The following is a 24155-nucleotide window of genomic DNA, read 5'->3' as shown; positions in this document are numbered from 1 at the left end:
ATGTAAAAACGAATCATTCATTTTGCAACATTCTATACGAATATCTTTAACTACTAATCTAGAATTTGGAACCAGTCATCACCGATCATTTATATGGAAAATGACTGGTTCTAATATATGACTATTTGACTGTCGATTTTTCAGCAACTATTTTTTGTATTTGTGCAACGGACGCCGGATCTTCTAGTCCTGTAATGTCGCCATGAACACTACCTGATACTACTATCTCCTTTAGTAAGCGGCGCATAATCTTTCCGCTGACTGTTTTTGGCAGCATATCTGTAAAAACAATTGATTTTGGAGCAGCAATTTTACCAATTTGTTTTATGATTTGTTCATTTATTTGTTGTTTTAATTCATCTGTCCCATTGAAGCCATCAGCCAGACGGACAAATACGAGTGGAACTTCACCTTTTATTTCATCTGGAATTCCAATAATGGCGGTTTCAGCGACACCCTGACATTCTAGGACCGCGCTTTCCATCTCCATTGTACTTAACCGGTGTCCGGCTACATTAAATGCATCATCTGACCGGCCAACTACCCATATATGTCCATCATCATCGATCAGTGCAAGATCGCTGGCATAATAACTGCCTTCTACCTGGCTAAAATAGGAACCGTAATAACGCTCCGGTTCTTTCCAAAGTGTCCGGCACAGCATAGGAAATGGTTTTGTAATTACAAGATTTCCTAACTTACAAGGTCCTACTGGATTGCCTTCTTCATCCACAACATCCAAAACTGCTCCTAAAAATTGAGTGCCTGAGGATCCCGGCTTCATTGGCGTTAGCCAGGCTGCCCCTGCGATCGGACATCCAGCTGTTTCCGTTTGGCCCCATGTATTATTGATATAGATCTTTTTCTTTCCTAAAACTTCATATGTCCAGTGCCATGTTTCCGGATCGAAGGGTTCACCAACTAGAGATATGACATCGAGACAGGATAAATCATATTTTTCTAATGCCTTTTCTCCCATACTTTTTAACATTCTTAATGCTGTTGGTGCTGTAAACAACTTATTTACCCGGTATTTTTCAATAATTTGATAAAAACGGTCCTTTGTTGGATAATCCACTGCACCTTCATAGACAACAGTAGTTACACCATTCGCTAAAGCACCGGCAATTCCCCAAATATGCATCGTTAACCAGCCGATATCCGCCGTACACCAGAAAATATCATCATTACGGTGATCCATATGATACTTAGCATAGGTATAATTTTGAGTGACAAATGCCATACCGGAATGCACAACACCTTTCGGTTTACCGGTCGTACCACTCGTATAGAACACAATACCGCTCTCATTCGCTTCAATTCTTTCAGGCTCACAAATGATACTTGCCGCTTTTGTCTCTTCATGCCACCAGTAATCCCGGCCTTCTTTCATTTGGACCTCTGAACCTAATCGATTTACTACAATGACTGCCTCAATGGATGAAATAGATGGCACTACATTGTCGACTTTTTCTTTTAAACGAATGACTTTTCCCCGTCTTTCAGTTGCATCTGCAGTAACCAATACTTTTGGTTCAAAACTGATGAGCCGGTCCGTTAATGATTTTTCGGAATAACCTGAGAAAATCGTATTGTAAATCGCACCAAGACGAAAACAAGCTAAAACGGCAATAAAGGCTTCAGCCAGATTTGGAAGATATATAGCTACGCAATCACCTTTTTTTACACCAAATGACTTAAGAACATTGGCAAATCGATTTACTTCAGCAAGAAGCATACTATACGTGTAAAATCTGGTGTCCCCGTTTTCGCCTTCCCAAATGAGAGCGGTCCGGTTTCCTGCCCCATTTTCTATATGTCGATCCAGTAAATTTACACTCGGGTTACTAATACCGCCGACAAAAAAGCGAAAATCAGGAAGTTTTCCACTAATGGTTTCATTCCATGGTTCATACCAAACAAGGTCACGGGCTGCACGATCCCAAAAAGCAGCAGGTTCTTCTTGGGATTGCTTAAGAAGTTCTTGAAAAGCTTCGCTGCTTCCAATAGAGGTTGAACGCACTTTTTCTACATCTGGATAAACGAGTTTACTATTTGAAACTACTTGTAAAATTCCACTGACATCCATGTAAAATTGCTCCCTTATCTATTTTTATTATCCTGGTGATTTCCGCCCCTATCAACAGGGGCCTTCAACACAGCTTGCTATATAAATCCTTTAGCAGCCAATTTCACGTGCAATAACCATTCTTTGTACTTCGGAGGTTCCTTCCCCAATTTCTAGAAGCTTTGCGTCCCGGAAAAAACGTTCCACCTGATATTCCTTCATATACCCATATCCACCATGGATTTGGACCGCTTGATCACAAACCCGCATGCAGATTTCTGAAGCAAATAATTTCGCCATAGCAGCTTCCTTTTTAAATTTCTTGCCTTGATCCTTTAGCCAAGCAGCTTTATAAACCATATTTCGAGCTAATTCAATATTCATTGCCATGTCAGCTAGTTTGAATTGAATTGCTTGAAACTTCGAGATGCTTTGACCAAATTGCTTTCTTTCTTTTGCGTATTGAAGGGCTTTGTCATAGGCGCCTTGGGCAATCCCAACAGCCATTGCACCAATGCCAATCCTTCCGCCATCAAGTGTAGCTAAAAACTGCTTGAAACCATTGCCTTCCACACCTAAAAGATTCTCTTTGGATACGCTTACATTTTCAAGGATTAGTTCTGTTGTATTTGACGCGTGTAGGCCCATCTTTTCATAATTGTTAATGACCCTAAAGCCTGGAGCTTCTGTCGATACAATAAAAGCGCTAATTCCATTTGTACCTTTTGAGCGGTCGGTTACGGCTGTTATCGCAAGATTTTTAGCAAAGCTTGCATTCGTAATAAAGCATTTGGAACCGTTAATTGTCCACTGATCTCCCTCTAACGTTGCCGTTGTTTGCGTTCCCCCGGCATCAGACCCTGCATTCGGCTCTGTCAGTCCAAAAGCACCCAAATATTCTCCCGTACAAAGTGGTGTTAAGTACTTTTCCTTTTGTTCATGTGTTCCAAATAAATGGATTGGTGCCCCTCCTAAGGAAATATGGGCAGAATATGTAATTCCCGTTGACGCGCATACACGGCTTAATTCTTCTACTGCTATGGCAAAACTAATGGTATCTGCACCACCGCCCCCATATTGTTCAGGAAAAGGCAGCCCCATGATTCCTAACTTGGCTAACTTGTTGAAAATTTCCTTTGGAAATTCTCCTGTCCGGTCTCTTTCATCTGCACCCGGCGCTACTTCCGCTTCTGCAAAATCACGGATTAGTTTTCGTATCATCGCCTGTTCTTCTGTTAAGTCAAAATTCATCTTCGCATCCAGCCTCTCATTTTTTTGAATAGAGTAATCAAATCTTGATGCAACCTTTTGATAAAGGTTTCTTGATGAATACCATTAACGTAATTCTTAATCTTCTAATAATTATAACGCAAAAAATTCAGAATACTATGTCAATATTCATGAAAATGATTCGATAAAATTTGTGGGTTTTATACAAAAACAAGAATTGAAACGCTTTCAATTTACTTCTATAATTTTACTATAGAGATATTTTTTTAGCAGATTGTTAGAATAAGCATTGGTTACTACGTAATTAGCAATTTTTGAAATTAGTAATAAACACACTAATCTTTTCAGGAGGACCAAAATGGAAGATACATTAACGCATCGCCAGCTTCAGTCCTTAATACATATTTCGAATGTCCTCAATACCTCATTCGATATTGAAACCATTATTGAATTAATTATGCGTGAAACCATTTCAGTGGTTGAAGCTGCAGAAGGCGGCTCATTATGGTTATATAATAAAAAACAAGATTGCTTAATTGCTCAATCCGCACAAGGTGTTTTTTACCCCAAAATTTTCCGACAAATCCGTCTTAAACCTGGAGAATCCATGACTGGGATAACATTTGAAAATAGAAAATCGGTTATTTATAAAAACGAAAATGAAATTAAAACAGCTTTAGCAACTTTATCTTTTAAAAATTCAGGGTTATTAAACAGATCGATACCTGAAAGTTTCCATTTTTCAACGGTTATTTCTGCCCCGATTTTTTTGAAAGGTGAATGTATTGGGGTGTTTACTTTAGATTCTTTCCAACAGTCTTTAAACTTTAAGCCTGAAGACCTTCATCTATTAGAAGCAATCTGCCATCAAGCGGCCGTTGCATTAGAAAGATCCAGTCTCTACAAGGAAAAAGAGCAGACTGTCAAAAACCTTTCGTATTCCATTGAAACACATAGAACCCTAGCGAATCTTGTTCTTCAAGGAGAGGACATTCATTCTATATTACAATACATACACCGATGGATTGGACAAAATACGTTTCTTTTTGATGAGTTAGGAGACCAAATAACCTCCTCCTATGATCCCGTTCTTTCCACCGAGATTCTAATGTTTGTTAAGGATCAAGCTGCTATATGGATGAAATCAACTGAAAATTCCCTTTCCGTTAAGGAAGTGGAAGTGGTCGGTGCCCCATATCAGTTGGTCAGCTTACCACTTGGCTCGAAACCAAATTTCCTTGGTTTATTAATGATTCTTTCAACGAAGAAATTGGACGAAATGGATTTGGCCGCTCTTGAACATGCCTGCACGGTTCTTTCCTTACAAGTATTTAAAGAGCTGACCGTATTCGAGACCCAACAGCGTTTAAAAGACGAATTTGTGACAATGCTCTTTACTGAGCAAATGGACGAGGCGCTTTTACAAAGAGCAAAAAACCTTGACCTAAACCCTGGAGATAACTATATTGCAACTATTATTGAATTTTCAATGGATTCTAACCAGAAGAATCAGCCTAAAGAAGGCATAATTAGAAAAATGATTCAACTTACGAACCAGGCTTTTTTGGGACCTTATACAAAGGGTATGACAGTAACGTATCACCATCAAATCGTAGTGCTTCTTTCCGATCATTCTAATACTGCCAATTCTTTCATTGTTTCGCGGGTAAAGGAAAAGGTAAAGTGGATTCAACAGGAAATAATGTCAAGAAATTGGGAGGTTGAGGTTGCTTTTGGAATAGGACGAGTCAAACAAGGGCTGCAGAATGTCCACAAATCTCTCAAAGAAGCTGAGAATTGTTTGAACTTTATTCGCCATTTTCACTGGGAAAATTCAATTCTTAGTTATTCAGATCTTGGGATTCAAAGGTTTATACTGCAAAATCCCAAAGAAGAAGTGATGGAATTTATCCATGAGGTGCTTGGTCCCCTCATTGACTATGAAAACTCACGAAAAGGAGACCTTCTCAAAACTCTTTATATCTATCTGGAGGGAAACCAAAATGTGAAAAGGACTGCAGATACCTTGCATGTCCACATCAATACTCTAAGCTATCGTTTAAAAAGGATTGAAGAAATTCTATCGATGGATTTAACGGACAGTAAACAGGTACTTAACCTTCATTTGGCTGTAAATTTATATCGATATATTAAAAAACAACCAAGCACACTATTGGTGTGAAATGAATCTAGAGGCAGGCTCAGTTACATTCAAATTTTAATTAGGCTTGCCTCTGGCTTCTCATAAAACTACATGTAATTCAAACAGTACAATTAAGGAACCAGTTTAGTAGCTTTCGCTTTTTCTGCTGTTTTCTGGATTCGAGTTCCTAATGGTTTCTTTAAGACAAACGCAATCAGAAAACTAATACCTACAAAAACAAGTAGGGCAAAAAAGTCTTTGACAACAATCTTATTTATCATTCCACCGACTGTTTCCCGCAGCATGCTAACACCATAAGTGAAAGGCATGAAAGGATTTAGCTTTTGGAAAAAGGTTGATGTCACACTTACTGGAAATGTTGCGCCAGAACTGGAAATTTGCAGGACTAAAAGAATAATGGCTAATCCTTTCCCGATATTGCCAAACACTGAACATAATGTGTAGGTAATAACGATAAACACCATGCTCATGAAGATGCTGAACAACACAAACCATCCTTTATCCACCACATAGGTATGAATGATAAACAAATCTCCTAAAGAAACAATTGCTGCTTGAAATATACCGATTGTTAGAAAAGTTAATAGTCTGCCAAGATAAAGCTGATAGTCCTTATAGCGATAATTCGGATTTTCTACGTCTACTCTTAATGAAGCCACAAGGAGCGTAGCTCCTACCCACAAAGCAAGCATTGTATAAAATGGTGACATCGCAGAACCGTAATTGGGGATAGGAAAAACCCGCTTTGTTTTTAACAGAACTGGATTGGATAAAAAATTGCTCTCCTTCGACGGGTCATGCTTTAAAAATTGAATCAAATCGTAAATATTGACACTATTTTTAAACTGTCTAATTCTATCTGAAGCTGTTCTAACTTTTTCTTCAAATCCAGGTAAATCATTTCTGGCCAAATCCGCTGCTTTGTGAATCACCCTTTCAACTTCCGGAAGCTTGGTCCTGACAAGATCCGCTGCTTTTCGAATATCCTCCTCTAGTCCTGGCAAATCATTTCGGACAAAATCGGCAGCTTTATCGATTTTTTGTTCAATCGTCGGTAACTCATTTTTAACAAATGCAGAAGCTGTGTTAATCTCCCCTACTACTTTATCTACTTTTTGTTGTAAATCAACTCTGGTAGCTTGGACGTTATGTTGGATTTTTACTAGTTCATCATAAACCTGGTTCAATTGTTCCTGATTTCCCTTGGTATCTGCCTCGTTTGCAGCCTTCGCTTGATTGGTTGCATCTTTTATTTTTGTTTCGATTTCAGTAAGGTTTGCTACTACATCTGCTACAATTGAAGATGTACTTTGTATATCCGAAAGCTTTCCTTGGAGGGCGAGCACCTTGTCGCCTGCATCTTTTACCAGCGGTAAATGATCTTCAACTTTTAAAATACTTGCACCTGCCCGGTCTAGCTCTGGTATTCTTTGTTCCAATTCAATAATTTGTTGACCTTTCCTGTGAATCTCAGGAAGTTTACCCTCGAGTTCAATTGCTTTTTTCCCCATCTGATCGATGACCGGAAGTGCCTTTTCCAGCGCAAAAATTTGTTTTTCCACATCTAGAATTGATGGCAGATCTTTTTCAAGTTCGACTCCAGCCTTATAAAATCCTGAAAAAATCGCATCTCCAACCGTTTTAATAAAGGCCTGGCTAATTTGAGCTGTCACACTTGATGCACCCGAGCTAGCAATTTTCGGTGCAACGGCATTGATTTTTTCATTTACTCCAAAAATAATTTCAGGTTTTTCAGGATTCGCTGTTATGATGCTTGTAATTTTATTAGAAAATTCCTTTGGAATGATAAGATAGGCGTAGTATTCTCCCTCCTCCACTCCCCTTTTAGCTTCCTTAGTGCTTACAAACAACCAGCCCAGTTTATGATTCTTTTTTAAATTATTTACTGTTTCATTTCCAACATTAATATTCTTTCCACGAATTCTAGCTCCCTCGTCCTCATTGGCGACGGCAACTTGTATTCCCGATGTATTCCCGTACGGATCCCACATCGACTTGATATTAAACCATGCATACATAGATGGCAGGATCATGAGTCCAACCACCAACAAAGCAATGGAAGGAACGCTGAATATATTTTTCCAATCCAATCGATAAATGTGCCAAATTTTGCCCATTCAAAACACCTCATGTCGTAGCATCCTAACAATTATCTTTTGAAAATGGGCTAATTTTATGACTTAATATTTTATTTGACAATAAAATGATTATTAATGGAGGATAGATTAAGCGATTTTTTCATCGTGTAAATAAAAAAAGCAGATTCATAAATTATCTGCTTAGTCCTCTAATTTTTCTTTATTAACAATATCCTTCACAACATCTTCAAGTGTCACATTTTCCAAAGTTTTCTCCATAGCTACTTGAGCAGAGGTTAATAACGGGCCAATTGCATCTTGGATATTCCTTCCCACCGGGCAAGCGGGATTGGGTTCTTCGTGGACACTAAACAATTCATTCTCTTGTACAACATTCACTGCCTTATATACATCAAGTAAAGTAATATCAGATAAATCCTTGGCTAGTTTCGCTCCCGCAATACCGGGATGTACCTCAATTAACCCGGCTTTTTTAAGCATCCCCATAATTTTTCTTATCACGACAGGGTTTGTATTCACACTTCCAGCTAGAAATTCTGATGAACTGATTCCCTCTTTATTAATTTCAATAAGCGTTAATATATGAATTCCAACTGCAAATCGACTACTAATAGACAATCCCAGTCACCTACCTTATCTTTGTTATACATGTAATTAATCTAATTACAAATTTTATTATACCTTAAAATAAAGAACAAATCGTAAAAAGTCAATAATAAAGGAGATGAGCATTTAGCTCATCTCCTTTATATTACTAAATGGCAGACTGAGATTCTTTAATGTATAAAGTCTCGCAGTAAAAATAAATAACTCATGATAATTATTTTTAACGTATTCATCAATAACGCTGATTCCTTTATTAAAGCCATCAACCAGATAGAGCGTATACTTTTCATCCCAAGAAAACTGATTGATTCTGATTAGCTCATCTGCAATGATTTGAAACTTAAAATCCTCAATCAGCAATTTTATTTGATAGATTTTATCCTTTTCCACACGGCTTCGATATTTATTTTCATAATTTTTTTGAACGAACTTTATAAATTCATTGATATTTTCCGCCAACATTATCGCTTTTTGCATCTCGAAGTTCATCTCTCCATCTCCTCAATATCTAAAGATCTAATCCTTAATTAAGAAGATTGTATGTTTTGAAATGATCATTTAATACTGACTGTCCTTTATAGTTCGGAAAGCCCTCTGAACAATTCCACTCCTATTTCGATAATATAAGCTTGGAAATCATACAAACAATGAAACAGTAAAAACATAGTTTCTATTAAATAAGGATTTTACAGATCTGCTAATCCTTTAAATACTTCTACACCGGTTTCGATAAGATCATCCCGGAAGTTATATTCATAGCTGTGCAGGTTAGGATAATCCTCTCCGTTTCCAATATAACAGTAAGAACCTTTTGTCAATTTTGTATAATGGCCAAAATCTTCAGAACCACGGAACGCTTCAGTCAGCTCTTCCATTGGAATACCTTTGTTTTTGCAGACCTGACGAACTTTATCAGAACTTTCCTTATCATTTGAGGTTTCCGGGAATTCATCTTGGAATTCAAAACGTACGTTTAGTCCATACTTTTCGGCTTCCGCCTTCGCAACATCTTCAAGATTCTTTTGAAGTTTATCCAACTCTTCCTCGTAAAGTGCACGAATAGTCATTCTAAGTACTCCTTTACTGGCATTGACACCAAATGCTTTTGCACCAATATCTACTTGAACAACCGTGCAGAGAACAATTCCATTATTATTTTCAGGGTCAATAAAACCAGGAATGGCATCGATTACCTTTGCAATCGCGAATGCTGGATTGATTCCCTTTTCCGGTTCACTGGCATGAGATGGAACACCCTCCATTTGGATCGTCATACCTTTAGATGCACAGTGTGCAGTCCCATCAATAACGAAAACGGTGTTATGTTTAAAGCCACTCATATTATGCCAAGCAAAAATTTCATCAATGTTCTTTTCCTTTATGAAAACAGCACACTCGGCAGCACCGTCACCTATTTCTTCTGCATGCTGAAATAGGAAATAGATATTATTGTCGGAACCTAATTGATCAATTTCAAGGGCAAAACCCGCCAAAGTTGCAGAGTGACCGTCATGACCACACTTATGTGAAACCCCTGGAAACTTAGAACCATATGGAAGCTCAATTGTTTCCTCGATTGGAAGTGCATCAAAATCCGCGCGGAATGCTACATTTCTTTTACCTACGTTAGAATGATAGATGGCATAAAACCAACGGCCTCTATCTACAATTTCAAGCTTCGTGTTTTCTTTGAGGAAATCAATTAAATGCTGCTTTGTCCATACTTCATGGTTTGATAATTCCGGATGAGCATGAAGTTCATGACGAAGTTGAATTGCCAAGTCTAGATTTTTCTTTTCCATATTCCATTCTCCCCTTAGATTTATGATGATCTTTTGCAATTTATCTTAAAACGCTTTCACTTTTGCAAAAGTCTAGCAACCCATGGTCGTTCCTTAAATAAGACTTTACATTATTCAAGTACAAACTAAGGATTACTAAAAAAGGCTAAAATATAATCACAAATATTCAGTCTTTTTCATTGAATATTTTATTGTATGTATATATTATATTATATACTTTATATTTAACAGTCAATAAAAAAACGATTTTGTCTCTGTTGAACAAAATCGTTCTTTTAACTATTGTTTAATACTCTATAATGGTAAGTTATCCACCTTATGAATATTCCAATGGACGTCTTTCATAAACCCAGCTAATCCAGCAGAATCCTTGCTTTTAAAAAGTTCCATCATCGTCCTATGCTCATCATTTATTTGCGATAGTATTTCCTTGAGCCGATCCTTTGGGCCGATTTCACCTAAATTTATTAAAAATTTCTTTTCTAATTGCAGCAGAAGTTCTACTAGGCTCTTGTTGGGGCAAATCTTTAAATAGACACCATGAAAAGCTTGCTGCATCTTATCATACATCCGGTAATTCTCTGTATTAATGGCAAGATCAATACTTTGGATATAAAATTCCATCTCTTTTATGTCCTTCTCCGTTAAAAGCGGTGCCGCCAGTGAAGCAGCCAGACCATCCAACGCACCGATGATGAAATATGTTTCTTCCGCCTCTTGTTTTGTAAGGCTTTTTATGACGAACCCTTTTCTAGGAACATTGTCAAGCAACCCCTCTGATGAAAGCTGTATAAGGGCCTCTCTTACCGGTGTCCTGCTGACTTTCAGCATTTCGCAAATATGATTTTCATTTACCTTTTTACCGGGAAGCAATTTTCCACTGTTAATTTGCTCAACGATATAGTTATACACATGGTCTTTTAGCGATAAATATTCCATTTTTAGAGTCTCCAATTATATTGTATATAATTGGATTTTATATTATTATAGGATTTTTCTCAAATAATTTCTTAGTAACTTTTTAAAAACAGGCTACACGACATTAAATATGTCATGTTACTCTAACCCATAGTATCCACAAACAACATAACCTACTGATTTTGCAGCTATAATTAATGAATCCTCATCAATATCAAATTTTGGATGATGATTGAAAAAAGGTTTTTCCACTCCTTTTGGGGTACAGCCAATATAAAAATAACATCCAGGGATTTTTTCTAAATAATAAGCAAAGTCATCAGATGGTGACATCATTGGAAATTCTTCTACTTCCTTTATATCCGGGTCATTTGCACTTTCCAGGCTTTCTTTTACCGCTGCTGTTACCTCAGGATCATTATAAAGCGGCGGATAATCGGAAGTGTAGGTTAACTCACATTGGACACCAAATTCCGCTTCAATTCCACTAACAATACGGCGAACCTCTTTTTCAATAATCCCCTTTGTTTCCATCGTCATGTAGCGGATATCACCCTCAAGTTCCACATGGTCTTTAATGACATTGAAAGTGCCCTTTCCATCAAAGGAACCAATCGTGATTACACCAGCGTCAAACGGATTTAACCGACGGCTTATAATTGTTTGTACGGCTGTAACAAAATATGCCCCGGCGACAATCGCATCGTTCGCCCGATGCGGGGAAGAGCCATGTCCACCGACCCCTTGAATCCCAAGTTTAAAATAAGATCTTCCTGCAAATGAAAAACCACTATGATAGCCGACATGACCCGCTGGGGCTATGGGAAGTAAATGAATCCCAAAAATATTGTCTACATCATCAAGCAGCCCAGAGTCTACGATACTTTTTGCTCCACCAGGAGGTACTTCCTCTGCATGCTGATGGATGACTTTAATTATACCAGGTATTTGATCTTTTAATTGAATCAGGCAATCCGCTAGAATCATCAAATAGGCCGTATGCCCATCATGACCACAGGCATGCATAACCCCTTCATTCTTTGATTTAAAGGGAAGCTTTGTTTCTTCCAAAATGGGAAGGGCATCAAAATCGGCACGAAGCGCAATTGTTTTTCCAGGCTTTCCACCTCTAATCGTCACGATGATCCCATATCCATTTCCCACATTTCTTTGTACCTCAACATCTTTCCCATTGTAATAATCAGCAATATATTGAGCCGTTTTTTCTTCTTTAAAAGACAACTCAGGGTTTTCATGTAAATATCGACGAATTTGAATCATTTCATCCTTACGAGCCTCTAACATTTCGATTAATTGTTTTCTCATTTAAATACCTCCCAGAATCGATACCCTATCAACGGATAACTTGCGACTAATCTATTCAGTAACTGGTGCGAAAAAAACCGGTGAACCACCTGCACATATGTATTAGCTACAATTAGTGTGCCCGCAATTGGATTTAATAAGAAGTCAGAAATCATTGTAAAGATAGAATTGTTGCCTGATTCAATAACGCCTGCATAGAAATTATTTGCATCTAGTAAACTGTAAATCAGTTCTTTTATTATAGATGGCGTAACCCAATATTCCACATAACATTAACATTGCGCTAAAGTTAAACATCCCATTATATCCGAATGCAGAAGAAATACTTCCTCCAAGTAATGGTCCAAATCCCTGCCCCATATTTGCCCCGATATAAAATGTACTTGAAGCCAGCCCTTTTCTATTACTACCCAATTTGCGAAGAGACTCTGCTTGTAATGCAGGCTGCGCGATACCTTGCCCAAATGCTTTAACAACTGCAGCCAAAATGATCATCCAGAGTGCATTTGCATGACCTAATAACAGTGATTCCATACAGCTGAATAATAACGCAGGATACAAAATGATAGAAGATCCCTTTTTATCATATAGCTTTCCGGATATCGGTCTTGTAAAAAGAAGTAGTAATGCATTCACAGTAAAATAGATTCCAACCCCGCTGATCTTACGCTGTTCCCCAAGTAAAACCAAAAATGAACTTACAAGTCCATTTCCCATCGAAAACAAGCCTCCGATTAAAGAAAGAGGTAATATTTCGAAGGCAATTAGATCTTTTAAACGAATTCTGTTCTTTTTAACTGTCAAATGTTCTGAGGATATCTGATTTTTATTCGAAACAAAATTCATGCAGATTGCCGCGATTATTAGTAATATTGCTGCAAACATGAAGGTTTTAGAAATTCCAAATCGACTTGATACCATTATCCCTATTGCTGGACCAAAGGCTGTTGCTATAATTTGACCAATGCCAAAATACCCCATGCCCTCACCCATCTTTTTTACAGGAATAAAATCGGCAATCCATGCAAGATTGGAAGCACTGGTAATACTGAAACTGGCTCCGTGTAACATGCGAAAAAAAATCATGACCCCCATATTTGGTGCAAAGCTGTAACCCAATGTTGCAACGCCATTAATGAAAGTAGCGATGATCATAACATATTTTTTGTTGGTTTTGTCTGTTAGTATTCCGCCAAACGGACCAATAAAAAGGGCTGTGATCGCAAATAATCCAACTATTACCCCCGCCATACTAACTGATGCTCCTAAATTCATTGCATATTCTGCCAAAAGAGGACTTACAAGATTAAAAGCCATATAACTTAGCACATTAATCCCCAATAAAATGATAAAATTCGCATTCCACAATTTACTAGGCTCTTGTGTTTCCACGGCTGTATTTGCATCCATCTTACAATCTCCTCTTGGTTTTAAATTAAAGAGAAATCCCCATATGATTCAAAACAAAAAAGCTGCCAATAATTCTAGCAACTTCCATAAATCATACATCTTTTGGCGGGCCTGCGTGGAAATCGAACCACCAGACCTGGCACGCAGGTCTCAAACGGTCTTAAAGCCTTATTATGAAGGCTTTTTTATGACCTAACATGAGTATCAATGCGTTCTAAAACAGTTTGATAACCATTACTCCCATAATCTAAAAGCTTCTTAACTCTTGTAATCGTCGATGATGAAGCATTCGTTTCTATTTGTATATCTATATAGGTATGGCCTTCTTTCAGTAATCTCGCAACTTCAAGCCGTTGTACAAAAGCCTTGATTTCATTCATCGTACATAAATCATCAAAAAATGCCGCGCACTCTTCCTTTGTTTGTAAAGAAAGGATCGCATTAAATAGCTGAACAATGGGTTCTTGGGGTAATTTTTTAATATACATCACTGTTCCTCCACTGAACATCGGAATATGTAATAGTAGATACTAGGAAACTCATTCTTTACATTAGAGGAAGGAGGAATACCCAAAAGATATTTCCCCTTCCCGCGTTGGTTATTAAAGCCCGAAAAAGCAGGGTTTTCTTTTTAAAGTGAATTCTTATTTAAAGCCTTATCCATTTCTACAAAGTCTTCTTCCCGGAAATTTTCCCCGTTCCGGACATAATGAAGGGCTCCTTTCTTTGATTGCTCAATTTGCTCTGGGGTAAGGGTCCGGATTACCTTTGCGGGTACTCCGGCCACCAAAACACCTGGTTCAACCACTTTCCCTTCAGGTATAAGTGCACCAGCAGCCACCAGGGCCCCTTCACCTATAATAGCGCCATTTAAAATGGTTGCACCCATCCCAATTAATGCCCGATCCTTTACCGTACATCCATGTAAAACCACATTATGCCCAATGGTCACGTTCTCCCCAACATGAACTGGATAACCCGGGTCTACATGGACAATGGCGCCATCCTGAACATTAGAGCCTTTGCCTATCGCAATTTTTTCATTGTCCCCTCTTAAAACAGCATTGAACCATACAGATGTATCTTCACTTAGTTCAATGTTTCCGATCAATTGTGCCCCGGGTGCGATATATGAACTTGAATGGACATCCGGGTATTTCCCCTTATATTTATAAAGCATGTTTCATCCCCCTGTCCTTACGCGCGATACATCACCATAACGATATGATTCCAGTGAACACTCCCACAATAATAAAGATAAGAAAAATTCCGACTGACCATTTTGCCGCGTGCTTGTGGAGATCGCCTAAACTGATCCCTGTTATGTTAATGAGTAGATAAACAGACGCTACGAGCGGGCCCATAATACCAAATGGGGTCCCGAATAATGAAGCGGTTCCAATTTTTATAGCATCGATTCCATAATTTGAAGCGGTTTCAGACAGGATTGGCAGAATGCCAAAGTAAAAACCGTCCGGACCAATTAGGAAAAGAGCTGGAGCACTTATTATAGCAGTAATTAATGCCATATATTGTCCTAAACCATCTGGAATGATGGAGACCAACGTATGGGCCATGGACTCAGAAATTGGGGTTCCTTTAAAGATTCCTGAAAAAATTCCTGCGGCTAGGACTACGGCTACCACGGCTAATGCATTAGGAGCATGTGCTGCCATCCGTTCGCGCTGATCATTTAGAGACGGATAATTAACAAGTAATGCAAGGGCTGTACCAATGATAAACAAGATTCCTGGCGGTAGCCATTCTAGAACAATCGCAACCATCACTAAGCTGGAAAGAATCAGGTTGAACCATATTAATTTTGGACGTTTAATATTTAAAAGTTCAGGTGTGATATTTTCTATTACAGCATTTTCAATTGCAGCATCGACAATTCCGGCTTCCGCAATAGGAATGGATCCATTGTTTGTCTTTTTAATTCTTGCACGTTCCTTCAACCCGATAAAATAAGCAACTAAGACAACAAATAGTAAACTTACAATCATTCCCGGTAACATTCGAAGATATAATTGGTTTGGTTCGAGATGCAGAACACTTGCTACCCTGCCGGCAGGGCCTCCCCATGGAACGAGTGTAGTGATCCCAATTTGCATGATGGTAACAGAAGCCAATATGATTGGGCTAATTCCAAGTTTCTTATATAATGGAAGAAAAGCGGTTACAACAATCATCATCGTTGTAGATCCATCACCATCAAATCCAATGATTCCCGCTAAGACAGCCGTGCCTACAATGATTTTTAATGGATCTCCTTTTGCTAACTGTATGATTTTTGAAGTTAATGGATCAAACAATCCAGTGTCTAACATGATTCCAAAATATATGATGGCAAATAATAATAGAATAGCAGTAGGTGATACCTTCAGAATTCCATCCATCATCAATTTACCTAAATCTAATCCAAATCCTCCAATTACACCATAAATAATCGGTATAATGGTCAACCCTAAAAATGGAGATACACGTTTTGTCAAAATCAAAAATAAAAAGGTAAAAATCATCAAAAACCCTAAAATAGACAACATATACTTCTTCCTCCCCAATGTTCGTTATCGTATGCGGTATCATTGGTGTCTGGAATGATTACTGATCGTTTAAAACAAATACATTTTTCCCCTTTTTCATTCAAGGATCTAACGGCAATCCTTAAAAAACCAGACTATTTTTGCTTACAAAGTTTATTACCAATGATTTCTTCGTTATGTTGTCCGAGTTCAGGACCAATCCATTCAATGCTTCCAGGCGTTTCCGATAATTTTGGAACAATACCAGGAACCAGAACCTCTTCACCGCTTGGCAGGGTAACCGTTTGAAGCATATCCCGCGCCTGAAACTGTTCATCCTTTACAATATCTTCAATACTATAAATAGGTCCTACTGGAACACCCGCATCATCCAGGATTCTTTGTACTTCTTTTTGTAGATAAAGTTTGGTCCAATCCTCAATCATCTGATCCAATTGTTCCGCTTGTTTCGCTCTACCCTGATTATTGGAGAGAGTCGGATCCTCAGCCAAGTCCTCCCGGCCGATGGCATACATAAATCGTTTGAAAATGCCATCACTATTCGCGGCAATCACAATATACTTTCCATCTGCACAAATGTAGGTATTAGATGGAGCAATCCCTTCCAAAGTAGCCCCAGTTCTCTCTCTGACAATCCCTTTCAAATCATATTCCGGCAGAACCCCTTCAAGCAAAGAGAAGACGGACTCTGTAAGAGCGACATCAACATATTGGCCCCTTCTCATTGGATCCAAATCTCTTGCTCTCAGTGCCAATAACGTTCCATTTACAGCATACAGGCCCGCAATCGAATCCCCGATAGCTAACCCGACACGAACTGGCGGTCGATCAGGAAAACCGGTTAAATATCTAAGCCCTCCCATTGATTCAGCTACACTGCCAAAACCTACTTTGTCACGATAAGGACCGGTTTGGCCATAACCAGAGATCCGGGTCATAATGATGCTTGGATTTATTTTCTTTAAATCTTCATACCCAATTCCCCATTTTTCCAAGGTTCCAGGACGGAAATTCTCAATGACCACATCGGCATCTTTTACTAATTCCCGGACCATTTCCTGCCCTTCTGCTTCACGAAGATTAAGGGTAATGGATTTTTTATTTCTTGCGTGCACATACCACCATAATGAGGTTCCTTTATGCATCACACGCCAATTCCTGATGGAATCCCCACTTCTCGGATCTTCTACTTTTATCACTTCCGCACCAAATTCGCCAAAAATCTTCCCAGCAAATGGAGCGGCCACAAAATTTCCTAACTCTAAAACTTTAATGCCATCTAACGGTTTTCTCATGAGATCCACACCTTTACTAATATTTCATTGCCCAATATATAAACTGAATAATCAGATAATGTATGCAAATTTTACCATTCTTAGAAAGTCTTTGTTAAAGCCTTGGCATCTCTTAATAATTGGGAAAATGAATAATCTAATTGCTTTAAAGAGTCTAGATTCAATCCCGTCTTAATATTCTGCATTTCTAAAAATTCTACGACTCGGCTTGCCTGAACATTCCCTGGTGCCCCTGGAGCATACGGACATCCTCCAAGTCCCGCCTGGGCCACATCCACTAAATGAACACCCGCCTGTATTCCAGCCATTACATTCGCTAAGCCGAATCCATATGTATCATGCAAGTGAAGTCCAATTGGGATATCGGGATATTTCTCAGCTAAACGGCTGCAGTACTCATATACCTGTCTCGGTGTTGCTTTACCGATTGTATCTCCTAGGCCTAATTCATCTACTCCAAAGCGGACAAGTTCATCTGCGATTCTTTCCACCTCCGCATATGGAACAATCCCGGCAAACGGACAAACAAAGGCGGTTGAAATCGCGCCAATAACCCTTCTTCCTTCCACTTTGGTTTGTTCAACTAAACCTTTTATTTCAGCCAAAGATTCATTCGCAATTTTGTTGAGATTCGCCTGATTATGGTCATTGCTGGCAGAAAGAAAAAAAACAGCATTATCAATCTTGGATTTTAAAAATCTGTCCAACCCGCGTTGATTAGGAACAAGCGCTTCATATTCAACTCCGGGAACCACGGGCAGGTTTTGTCCTAATAGATCCGCATCTTGCATGGCGGGAACCCATTTTGGATGGACAAAGGATGTCACCTCAATCCGATCAAATCCTGCATCAATTAAATCTTTAACTTTATGAATCTTTTGTTCGGTTTCAACAAACACTGGTTCATTTTGCAAACCATCTCTTAAAGTAACATCACGAATTTTAATTTTTTCAGGAAAAATCACAGTAAAACCACTCCAATCAAAAATTATTAACTGATTTACTGAAGCTGCTGATATTTTTACTTTGGGCTTCCGAATACATATCACTATAAAATTGATAGTCTCGTTGAATATGTTCCCTCATTAACTCCTCAGCTGCTTTTCCATCTTTTATTTGAATCGCCTTCCATACTGCCTGATGTTCCTTAGCACCATCCTCTACCCTCATTGGAATATTCAAAACCTCATTTCGGTAGAAAGACATTAACGAATTGAGTTGATTCATCATTTTCATTAAGTAAGGGTTTTCACTTGCCTCAACAATAAAGAAGTGAAATTGTGTGCTTAGATTCTTTAATTTTTCAAGATCTCTTTTTTCGACTACCAAGTTCATTTCTTCCAGGACATTTTTCAAATGATTGCGCTTCTTCTCATTCATACGTATAGCTGCATAATAAGCAGCTGTTGGTTCTAGGCTTAACCGGCATTCATATAGATATTTGAAATCTGAAAACGTTGGCCGATACACTCTTACTCCGCCTCTAGGACTCACCGATACTAATCCATCACTATTTAACCTGCGAATCGCCTCGCGAATTGGGCTTCTGCTGACCCCGGTTTCCTGAGAAACTTTTTCTTCAACAATTCGTTGGCCTGGAGGTATGATTCCGTTTACAATCTTTTCATGTAAATATTCATAAACTTGATGTTGAAGAGTTTGAGACTGATTGACTTTTGATTTCAACTTTATCCCGCCCATAATCACAATTTTCAGATAATGTATGCAAAAAAAAATATTCCTAAACAGTGCGCACATTACTGATATTTGTTTGGTTATTTTTAACTTATCATTCCTCCTAATTCTACTGTGGCTATAGTGCTAATGCAAGAAAAAAATAAAGTCATGTCTGACTCTTCTAAATCTTATAATCATTTTTTTCATACGGCAAACGTACACTTCAAAGCATTGTTACTTTAATGCGGTTTCTCACTACTGTGATAAAGCAAAAAACTAGTAAGTATTTCAGAGGTGTTTAATACTTAGATTGATTGGAACAATCGTATATTTCCCTTGCTCATTTATTTCAATTTCAAGCAAACCTTTCTTGGATAAGAAGATTGAATAGGTATTCTTACTTACTTTTGAGTTGTTAATCTGGCGGATGGCTGAGGAAAATTTTCGAATGTAGTATTTTATATTTTTCTTGCTTACTTCCACTTCATTGATCAAAAACTCTCGTAAAAACGTCATTTCGGTATTCGGGAATGCTTTATAAAAAAAATCAAGCAAATTACCTTTTTGGAAGTCATCATCAGAAGAAAAATAGGTAACACGAGGTAAATCATCTGCTATAAAACCAGCCAATATATATACCGTTGCATAATCTTGTTCTGGATTCAATTTTTTGAATAAATCCAAAGAAGCACAAAATAATTTTTGCGCTTGGGCCTCAATTTCTTCGAGGGAATTTGTTTTACTAGCGAATGTTTTAAGTTCCTCCAGGGGCCAATCAATGACATTTTTGACACCAGCAAAAGCAAAGATTACATTATGATTTAACACAATGATTTTTTTTTCGTCATCACTAAATTTGTCAGTTCCTCTAAAGGTAATTCTTTTATCAGCCATGATTAACACACTATCTTCAAACTTTTTCCCAATCAATGCAGTCATTAGGATACTCCTTCAAAATAAAGAATGCCCTACAATCTATTTTCGTAGGGCTTTACTTTTATTTTACCATAAATTTACTCGTACTGAAGGGATAATATGATTCCAGAGTTTTTTATTGTAATACCCCTTTTTGCTTCAATTCAGTAATGTATTGATCAATTTTTTCATAAAGTTTTTCAGGTTCGTCTGTGCCAATACTTTTTCCATCTACAAGCGCGAATGGTTCCATTAAGCACTGTCCGCAATACAATAGGCATCTTTCCTCAATGACCTCTAAATCCTCACGCTCTCTTAATCTTTCTTTTGTTGCATCCAATTCACCTTCAAAATTACAAGGACAAAATTTTACTTTAATGGTCACCGACAACACTCCCTTTATTTTGTTGCCCATATTTTATGAGAATATTAAAAAAGCTTGCAAGAACGTGCCTCAACGCAAGTTGGCTTTACCGCATTAAAATATTAATACTAAAAAGAAAAACCGCGTTAAATCCTAGGTTTGCTCACGTTTTTTTTATGTATTATGATGTTTGACATTACAAGCAGTAATTTTAGAATATTCTGTTTGCTAGTTAATAAAACACTTAAAGGAGCGATACAAATGGTCGAAAAAATGATGGCAAAACCTAAAACAAAAAATGAAGAAGTCTTTCCGGTCAAAAATGTTCATTACGTAGAAATTTATACAGGAAATGCAAAACAAGCTGCATATTATTACGCAAAAGCTTTCGGTTTCAAGCTTGTAGCATTTCGAGGATTGGAAACAGGCTGCCGTGATCGTGTTTCCTATGTTTTGGAGCAAGGGACAATTCGGTTAATCCTAACAGGTACATTATCGGATCAAACTGACATTGCCGCGTTCATTAAAAAACACGGAGAAGGTGTGAAAGATATCGCCCTCCTTGTAAAAGACTTAGAAAAAACCTATGAAGGTGCCATTGAACGCGGTGGTATTGCAATACGGGAACCTTGGGTAGAAGAAGATGAAAATGGCAAAGTGAAAAAGGCAATCCTTGGTACATATGGCGATACGATTCATACACTTATTGAACCTATCGATTATAAGGGTGTGTTTATGCCAGGTTTTGAAGCCCGCGCAGACGTTTATGGTGCGAAGCCTACCGGTTTAATTGGTGTTGACCACCTTGTTGGGAACGTAGAGGTAATGGAAGAATGGGTAAATTATTATGAAAAAGTATTCGGTTTTTCCGTTCTTAAGCATTTTGATGATGAAGACATTTCCACTGAATATTCAGCGCTTATGTCAAAAGTAATGATGAATGGAACGGGACGAATTAAATTCCCAATTAATGAGCCTGCGGAAGGAAAGCGGAAATCCCAGATTCAAGAATACCTAGATTACTATAATGGACCAGGCGTCCAGCATCTTGCTCTATTAACCAATGATATCATTGGCACTGTTGCAGCGCTGCGAGCAAACGGAGTTGAATTACTGTTTACTCCAGACACCTATTATCAAGACCTAGCCAACCGTGTTGGGGAAATTGATGAGGATGTAAAACGGCTTCAGGAACTAAATATTCTCGTGGATCGTGATGATGAAGGTTATTTGCTCCAAATCTTTACAAAACCACTTGTTGACCGACCAACAATGTTCATCGAAATTATTCAGCGAAAAGGTGCACTTGGTTTCGGTGATGGAAACTTTAAAGCCCTATTTGAGTCAATTGAACGAGAGCAGGAACTTCGAGGAAATATTTAAATGGAATCGGGTCATGCCAGTCTCATATCTGGCATGACCTCCTTACATAGGAGGTGCATGGCGGATTGTTAACAAAGATAAAGGTAAATTGGAAAGAGGATGCGGTCAGTCATTTCATGACAGAACTGATTGATTATGCAGGTTTGTTCCCACCTGCCGCACTTCCGCTTAGAGAAGCGATTTTAAACTATCATTCTTATTTTCAAGAAGAGGATAGCTGGATGCTTGGGCCGTTTGTGATTCCGGCTTCACGATTGGTGGAACTAGAACCTTTTAGAGATTTATTTAATGAACAGACGCCCCTTCGACTATCCATTATTCTTTCAAAATCTGATGCGCTAGGAACAGATTTGGATGCTATCCAGCTTTTTTCGGAAACCTACCAAACGGCAGGAATAATCGAGGCGATTGAATTCCCACCATCCTTTCAAATGAATTCTGATATCTTCGAAAAGCTTGATAAATTAATATCGGGATATCGAATTTATGGTGAAATAGCAGGAACTAGTGAACAATTGCAATCCTCATTAGAAAAAATCATGAAGCTAAATCAAGACTTTTCACGACCTATTGGGGTTAAATTTCGTATGGGAGGAATTACGGCAAATTTGTTTCCATCTGCGGACAGGGCAGCGTACGTCATCCATGAATGTAAAAAGCTAGGACTTTCACTTAAATTTACAGCTGGTCTCCACCACCCGGTTCGCCAATACCGTAAAGAAGTAACGACCTTCATGCATGGATTCGTTAATGTTTTTACTGCATCGATTATGGCCTATTGCCTCTCCATTTCAGAAGAAACGATTGAAGAGATATTACTTGATGATAACCCAGATCATTTTACCTTTACATCAAACGAACTCAGCTGGCGGAATTTAGCCGTTAGTTCCAAAGAGATTAATACAGCACGTAATGTTTTTTCTCTTTCTTACGGAAGCTGCAGTTTCGTTGAACCACGAGAAGAACTAGGAGAACTTTTATTATTTCATGAGGAGGCAGTTAGATGAAACATTCTTTTATCGAAACAAAACCGGATTCACATTTCCCGATTCAAAATTTACCATATGGCGTATTCCAAGTAACCGGGGAACGTCCTCGTGTAGGGACAGCAATTGGGGAGTATGTACTTGATTTATCCTTAATTGAACAAGCCGGGTTATTAGATGGGACCGGTGTGGAAGGAAAAAATATTTTTTCCTCTCCTTCTCTAAATCCATTTATGGCACTTGGACGGTTAGTATGGCCTTCCGTTCGGTCTAAACTTCAATATCTTTTAGATGAAAACACGCCTGTTTTACGTGATGATAAAAATCTTTGTGATCAAGCATTTCATCGAATGGAAAATGTAACCATGCTGCTTCCTGCAGAGATTGGTGATTACACCGATTTCTATGCTTCAAAAGAACATGCGACCAATGTAGGAACTATTTTTAGAGGCAAGGATAATGCATTACCGCCAAATTGGACCCACTTGCCAATCGGCTATCATGGACGAGCCAGTTCGATTGTTCCAAGCGGAACCCCGGTTCGGCGCCCTTTAGGCCAAAGAAAAACAAAGGATTCAGCCTATCCCGTATTTGGCCCGTGTACACAGCTTGATTTTGAACTTGAATTAGGATGGTTCATCGGCCCTGGCAATTCCCTTGGTGAACCCATACCTGTTGACCAGGCTGAAGATCATGTTTTTGGGCTCGTTCTTGTAAATGATTGGAGTGCTCGTGATATTCAAGCATGGGAGTATCAGCCGCTTGGCCCCTTCCTTGCGAAAAATTTTGCCACATCTATCTCACCTTGGGTTGTACCGTTAGAAGCGCTCGAACCCTTTCGCACGACTGGACCCAAGCAAGATCCAGAACCACTTCCTTACTTGCAGCAAGGAAAAAATAGATCATTTAATATTAATCTAGAAGTTTATTTAACACCTGAAAATACAGGAAAAGAAACGAGAATTACAAAAACCAACTTTAACTATATGTATTGGTCCATTGCCCAACAGGTTGCCCATCATACTATTACAGGTTGTAAAATCCGCCCTGGTGACATGCAGGCATCCGGAACAATTAGCGGTCCAAATCGGGAAGAACGGGGCAGCCTAATTGAACTTACCTGGCGGGGTGAACAACCACTAGAGCTTAACGACGGTGGTGAACGCACCTGGATCGAAGACGGTGATACATTGACGATTAGCGGCTGGTGCCAAGGAGATGGGTATCGAATTGGTTTTGGTGAAGTTTCCGGCAAGATTTTACCTGCGCTTTCTGAAGAGAAAATATTAGGCAAACAAGCTAAAGTAAAAATCTAAAATACTACTACAAAAACAAAAGGAGTTTA

Annotated in this window: 21 protein-coding genes; 4 read left to right on the top strand and 17 right to left on the bottom strand. The window is 38.5% G+C overall.

Annotated features, from left to right (window positions below; all coding sequences use genetic code 11):
* Positions 1–121: 121 nt before the first annotated feature.
* Positions 122–2089 (bottom strand): acetate--CoA ligase, encoded by a 1968-nt coding sequence (locus M028_RS0117680; RefSeq protein WP_026575043.1) that lies wholly within the window; start codon positions 2087–2089, stop codon positions 122–124.
* Positions 2090–2179: 90 nt separating this feature from the next.
* Entirely contained in the window at positions 2180–3319 is a 1140-nt protein-coding gene (locus tag M028_RS0117675; protein WP_026575042.1) for an acyl-CoA dehydrogenase, read from the bottom strand.
* Positions 3320–3656: 337 nt separating this feature from the next.
* Here M028_RS0117675 and M028_RS0117670 point away from each other — a divergent pair, with 337 nt between their 5' ends.
* Entirely contained in the window at positions 3657–5480 is a 1824-nt protein-coding gene (locus M028_RS0117670; protein WP_026575041.1) for a helix-turn-helix domain-containing protein, read from the top strand.
* A 92-nt stretch (positions 5481–5572) separates the two neighbouring features.
* Here M028_RS0117670 and M028_RS0117665 read toward each other — a convergent pair whose 3' ends face one another.
* The 15 genes from M028_RS0117665 to M028_RS0117590 form a co-directional block, all read right to left on the bottom strand.
* Positions 5573–7600 (bottom strand): YhgE/Pip domain-containing protein, encoded by a 2028-nt coding sequence (locus tag M028_RS0117665; protein WP_026575040.1) that lies wholly within the window; start codon positions 7598–7600, stop codon positions 5573–5575.
* Positions 7601–7762: 162 nt separating this feature from the next.
* Positions 7763–8200 (bottom strand): Rrf2 family transcriptional regulator, encoded by a 438-nt coding sequence (locus tag M028_RS0117660; RefSeq protein WP_026575039.1) that lies wholly within the window; start codon positions 8198–8200, stop codon positions 7763–7765.
* Between the two features lie 114 nt (positions 8201–8314).
* Positions 8315–8677 carry a hypothetical protein gene (locus M028_RS0117655; RefSeq protein WP_026575038.1) on the bottom strand — a complete coding sequence of 121 codons (363 nt, stop codon included), beginning with the start codon at positions 8675–8677 and terminating at the stop codon, positions 8315–8317.
* A 197-nt stretch (positions 8678–8874) separates the two neighbouring features.
* Positions 8875–9990: a M20 metallopeptidase family protein gene (locus tag M028_RS0117650; protein WP_026575037.1), complete on the bottom strand. Its 1116-nt coding sequence runs from the start codon at positions 9988–9990 to the stop codon at positions 8875–8877.
* Between the two features lie 294 nt (positions 9991–10284).
* Complete coding sequence (locus M028_RS0117645; RefSeq protein ID WP_026575036.1) at positions 10285–10929, bottom strand: GntR family transcriptional regulator; 645 nt, start codon at positions 10927–10929, stop codon at positions 10285–10287.
* Between the two features lie 117 nt (positions 10930–11046).
* Complete coding sequence (locus M028_RS0117640; protein WP_026575035.1) at positions 11047–12234, bottom strand: amidohydrolase; 1188 nt, start codon at positions 12232–12234, stop codon at positions 11047–11049.
* 201 nt (positions 12235–12435) lie between these two features.
* On the bottom strand, positions 12436–13644 hold the full coding sequence (locus M028_RS0117635; RefSeq protein ID WP_035424188.1) for an MFS transporter: 1209 nt from the start codon (positions 13642–13644) through the stop codon (positions 12436–12438).
* Between the two features lie 185 nt (positions 13645–13829).
* Entirely contained in the window at positions 13830–14132 is a 303-nt protein-coding gene (locus M028_RS0117625) for a YerC/YecD family TrpR-related protein (protein WP_026575033.1), read from the bottom strand.
* 143 nt (positions 14133–14275) lie between these two features.
* A complete protein-coding gene (locus M028_RS0117620; protein WP_026575032.1) occupies positions 14276–14824 on the bottom strand; it encodes a gamma carbonic anhydrase family protein in 549 nt (182 codons plus the stop codon).
* Positions 14825–14855: 31 nt separating this feature from the next.
* Entirely contained in the window at positions 14856–16190 is a 1335-nt protein-coding gene (locus M028_RS0117615; protein ID WP_026575031.1) for a CitMHS family transporter, read from the bottom strand.
* A 134-nt stretch (positions 16191–16324) separates the two neighbouring features.
* Positions 16325–17485, bottom strand: coding sequence for a CaiB/BaiF CoA transferase family protein (locus M028_RS0117610; RefSeq protein WP_026575030.1), 1161 nt, complete (start codon positions 17483–17485; stop codon positions 16325–16327).
* A gap of 80 nt (positions 17486–17565) precedes the next feature.
* Positions 17566–18450 carry a hydroxymethylglutaryl-CoA lyase gene (locus M028_RS0117605; RefSeq protein ID WP_026575029.1) on the bottom strand — a complete coding sequence of 295 codons (885 nt, stop codon included), beginning with the start codon at positions 18448–18450 and terminating at the stop codon, positions 17566–17568.
* A 16-nt stretch (positions 18451–18466) separates the two neighbouring features.
* Positions 18467–19171: a GntR family transcriptional regulator gene (locus M028_RS30335; protein WP_155925640.1), complete on the bottom strand. Its 705-nt coding sequence runs from the start codon at positions 19169–19171 to the stop codon at positions 18467–18469.
* A 279-nt stretch (positions 19172–19450) separates the two neighbouring features.
* Positions 19451–20101 (bottom strand): hypothetical protein, encoded by a 651-nt coding sequence (locus M028_RS0117595; protein WP_026575028.1) that lies wholly within the window; start codon positions 20099–20101, stop codon positions 19451–19453.
* Positions 20102–20213: 112 nt separating this feature from the next.
* Positions 20214–20462: a DUF1450 domain-containing protein gene (locus M028_RS0117590; RefSeq protein WP_035424187.1), complete on the bottom strand. Its 249-nt coding sequence runs from the start codon at positions 20460–20462 to the stop codon at positions 20214–20216.
* A gap of 240 nt (positions 20463–20702) precedes the next feature.
* Here M028_RS0117590 and hppD point away from each other — a divergent pair, with 240 nt between their 5' ends.
* The 3 genes from hppD (at position 20703) to fahA (ending at position 24126) form a co-directional block, all read left to right on the top strand.
* Positions 20703–21824, top strand: a complete 1122-nt coding sequence (gene hppD, locus M028_RS0117585) for a 4-hydroxyphenylpyruvate dioxygenase (RefSeq protein ID WP_051591086.1) — start codon at positions 20703–20705, stop codon at positions 21822–21824.
* A 65-nt stretch (positions 21825–21889) separates the two neighbouring features.
* Positions 21890–22831 (top strand): hypothetical protein, encoded by a 942-nt coding sequence (locus M028_RS0117580; RefSeq protein ID WP_051591085.1) that lies wholly within the window; start codon positions 21890–21892, stop codon positions 22829–22831.
* A complete protein-coding gene (fahA, locus tag M028_RS30330; RefSeq protein ID WP_051591084.1) occupies positions 22828–24126 on the top strand; it encodes a fumarylacetoacetase in 1299 nt (432 codons plus the stop codon). The genes M028_RS0117580 and fahA overlap by 4 nt, the downstream gene beginning before the upstream one ends.
* Positions 24127–24155 lie beyond the last annotated feature (29 nt).

Source organism: Bacillus sp. UNC438CL73TsuS30 (genome assembly GCF_000482325.1).
Classification (GTDB): Bacteria; Bacillota; Bacilli; order Bacillales; family Cytobacillaceae; genus Neobacillus.
Note: the sequence above shows the minus strand (reverse complement) of the source record. Positions and strands in the feature narration are given on the sequence as shown.

Coding starts and splice junctions, on each gene's coding strand:
- M028_RS0117680 (WP_026575043.1), bottom strand. CDS start 2,089: ATGGATGTCAGTGGAATTTTACAAGTAGTTTCAAATAGTAAACTCGTT.
- M028_RS0117675 (WP_026575042.1), bottom strand. CDS start 3,319: ATGAATTTTGACTTAACAGAAGAACAGGCGATGATACGAAAACTAATC.
- M028_RS0117670 (WP_026575041.1), top strand. CDS start 3,657: ATGGAAGATACATTAACGCATCGCCAGCTTCAGTCCTTAATACATATT.
- M028_RS0117665 (WP_026575040.1), bottom strand. CDS start 7,600: ATGGGCAAAATTTGGCACATTTATCGATTGGATTGGAAAAATATATTC.
- M028_RS0117655 (WP_026575038.1), bottom strand. CDS start 8,677: ATGAACTTCGAGATGCAAAAAGCGATAATGTTGGCGGAAAATATCAAT.
- M028_RS0117650 (WP_026575037.1), bottom strand. CDS start 9,990: ATGGAAAAGAAAAATCTAGACTTGGCAATTCAACTTCGTCATGAACTT.
- M028_RS0117645 (WP_026575036.1), bottom strand. CDS start 10,929: ATGGAATATTTATCGCTAAAAGACCATGTGTATAACTATATCGTTGAG.
- M028_RS0117640 (WP_026575035.1), bottom strand. CDS start 12,234: ATGAGAAAACAATTAATCGAAATGTTAGAGGCTCGTAAGGATGAAATG.
- M028_RS0117635 (WP_035424188.1), bottom strand. CDS start 13,644: ATGGATGCAAATACAGCCGTGGAAACACAAGAGCCTAGTAAATTGTGG.
- M028_RS0117625 (WP_026575033.1), bottom strand. CDS start 14,132: ATGTATATTAAAAAATTACCCCAAGAACCCATTGTTCAGCTATTTAAT.
- M028_RS0117620 (WP_026575032.1), bottom strand. CDS start 14,824: ATGCTTTATAAATATAAGGGGAAATACCCGGATGTCCATTCAAGTTCA.
- M028_RS0117615 (WP_026575031.1), bottom strand. CDS start 16,190: ATGTTGTCTATTTTAGGGTTTTTGATGATTTTTACCTTTTTATTTTTG.
- M028_RS0117610 (WP_026575030.1), bottom strand. CDS start 17,485: ATGAGAAAACCGTTAGATGGCATTAAAGTTTTAGAGTTAGGAAATTTT.
- M028_RS0117595 (WP_026575028.1), bottom strand. CDS start 20,101: ATGACTGCATTGATTGGGAAAAAGTTTGAAGATAGTGTGTTAATCATG.
- hppD (WP_051591086.1), top strand. CDS start 20,703: ATGGTCGAAAAAATGATGGCAAAACCTAAAACAAAAAATGAAGAAGTC.
- fahA (WP_051591084.1), top strand. CDS start 22,828: ATGAAACATTCTTTTATCGAAACAAAACCGGATTCACATTTCCCGATT.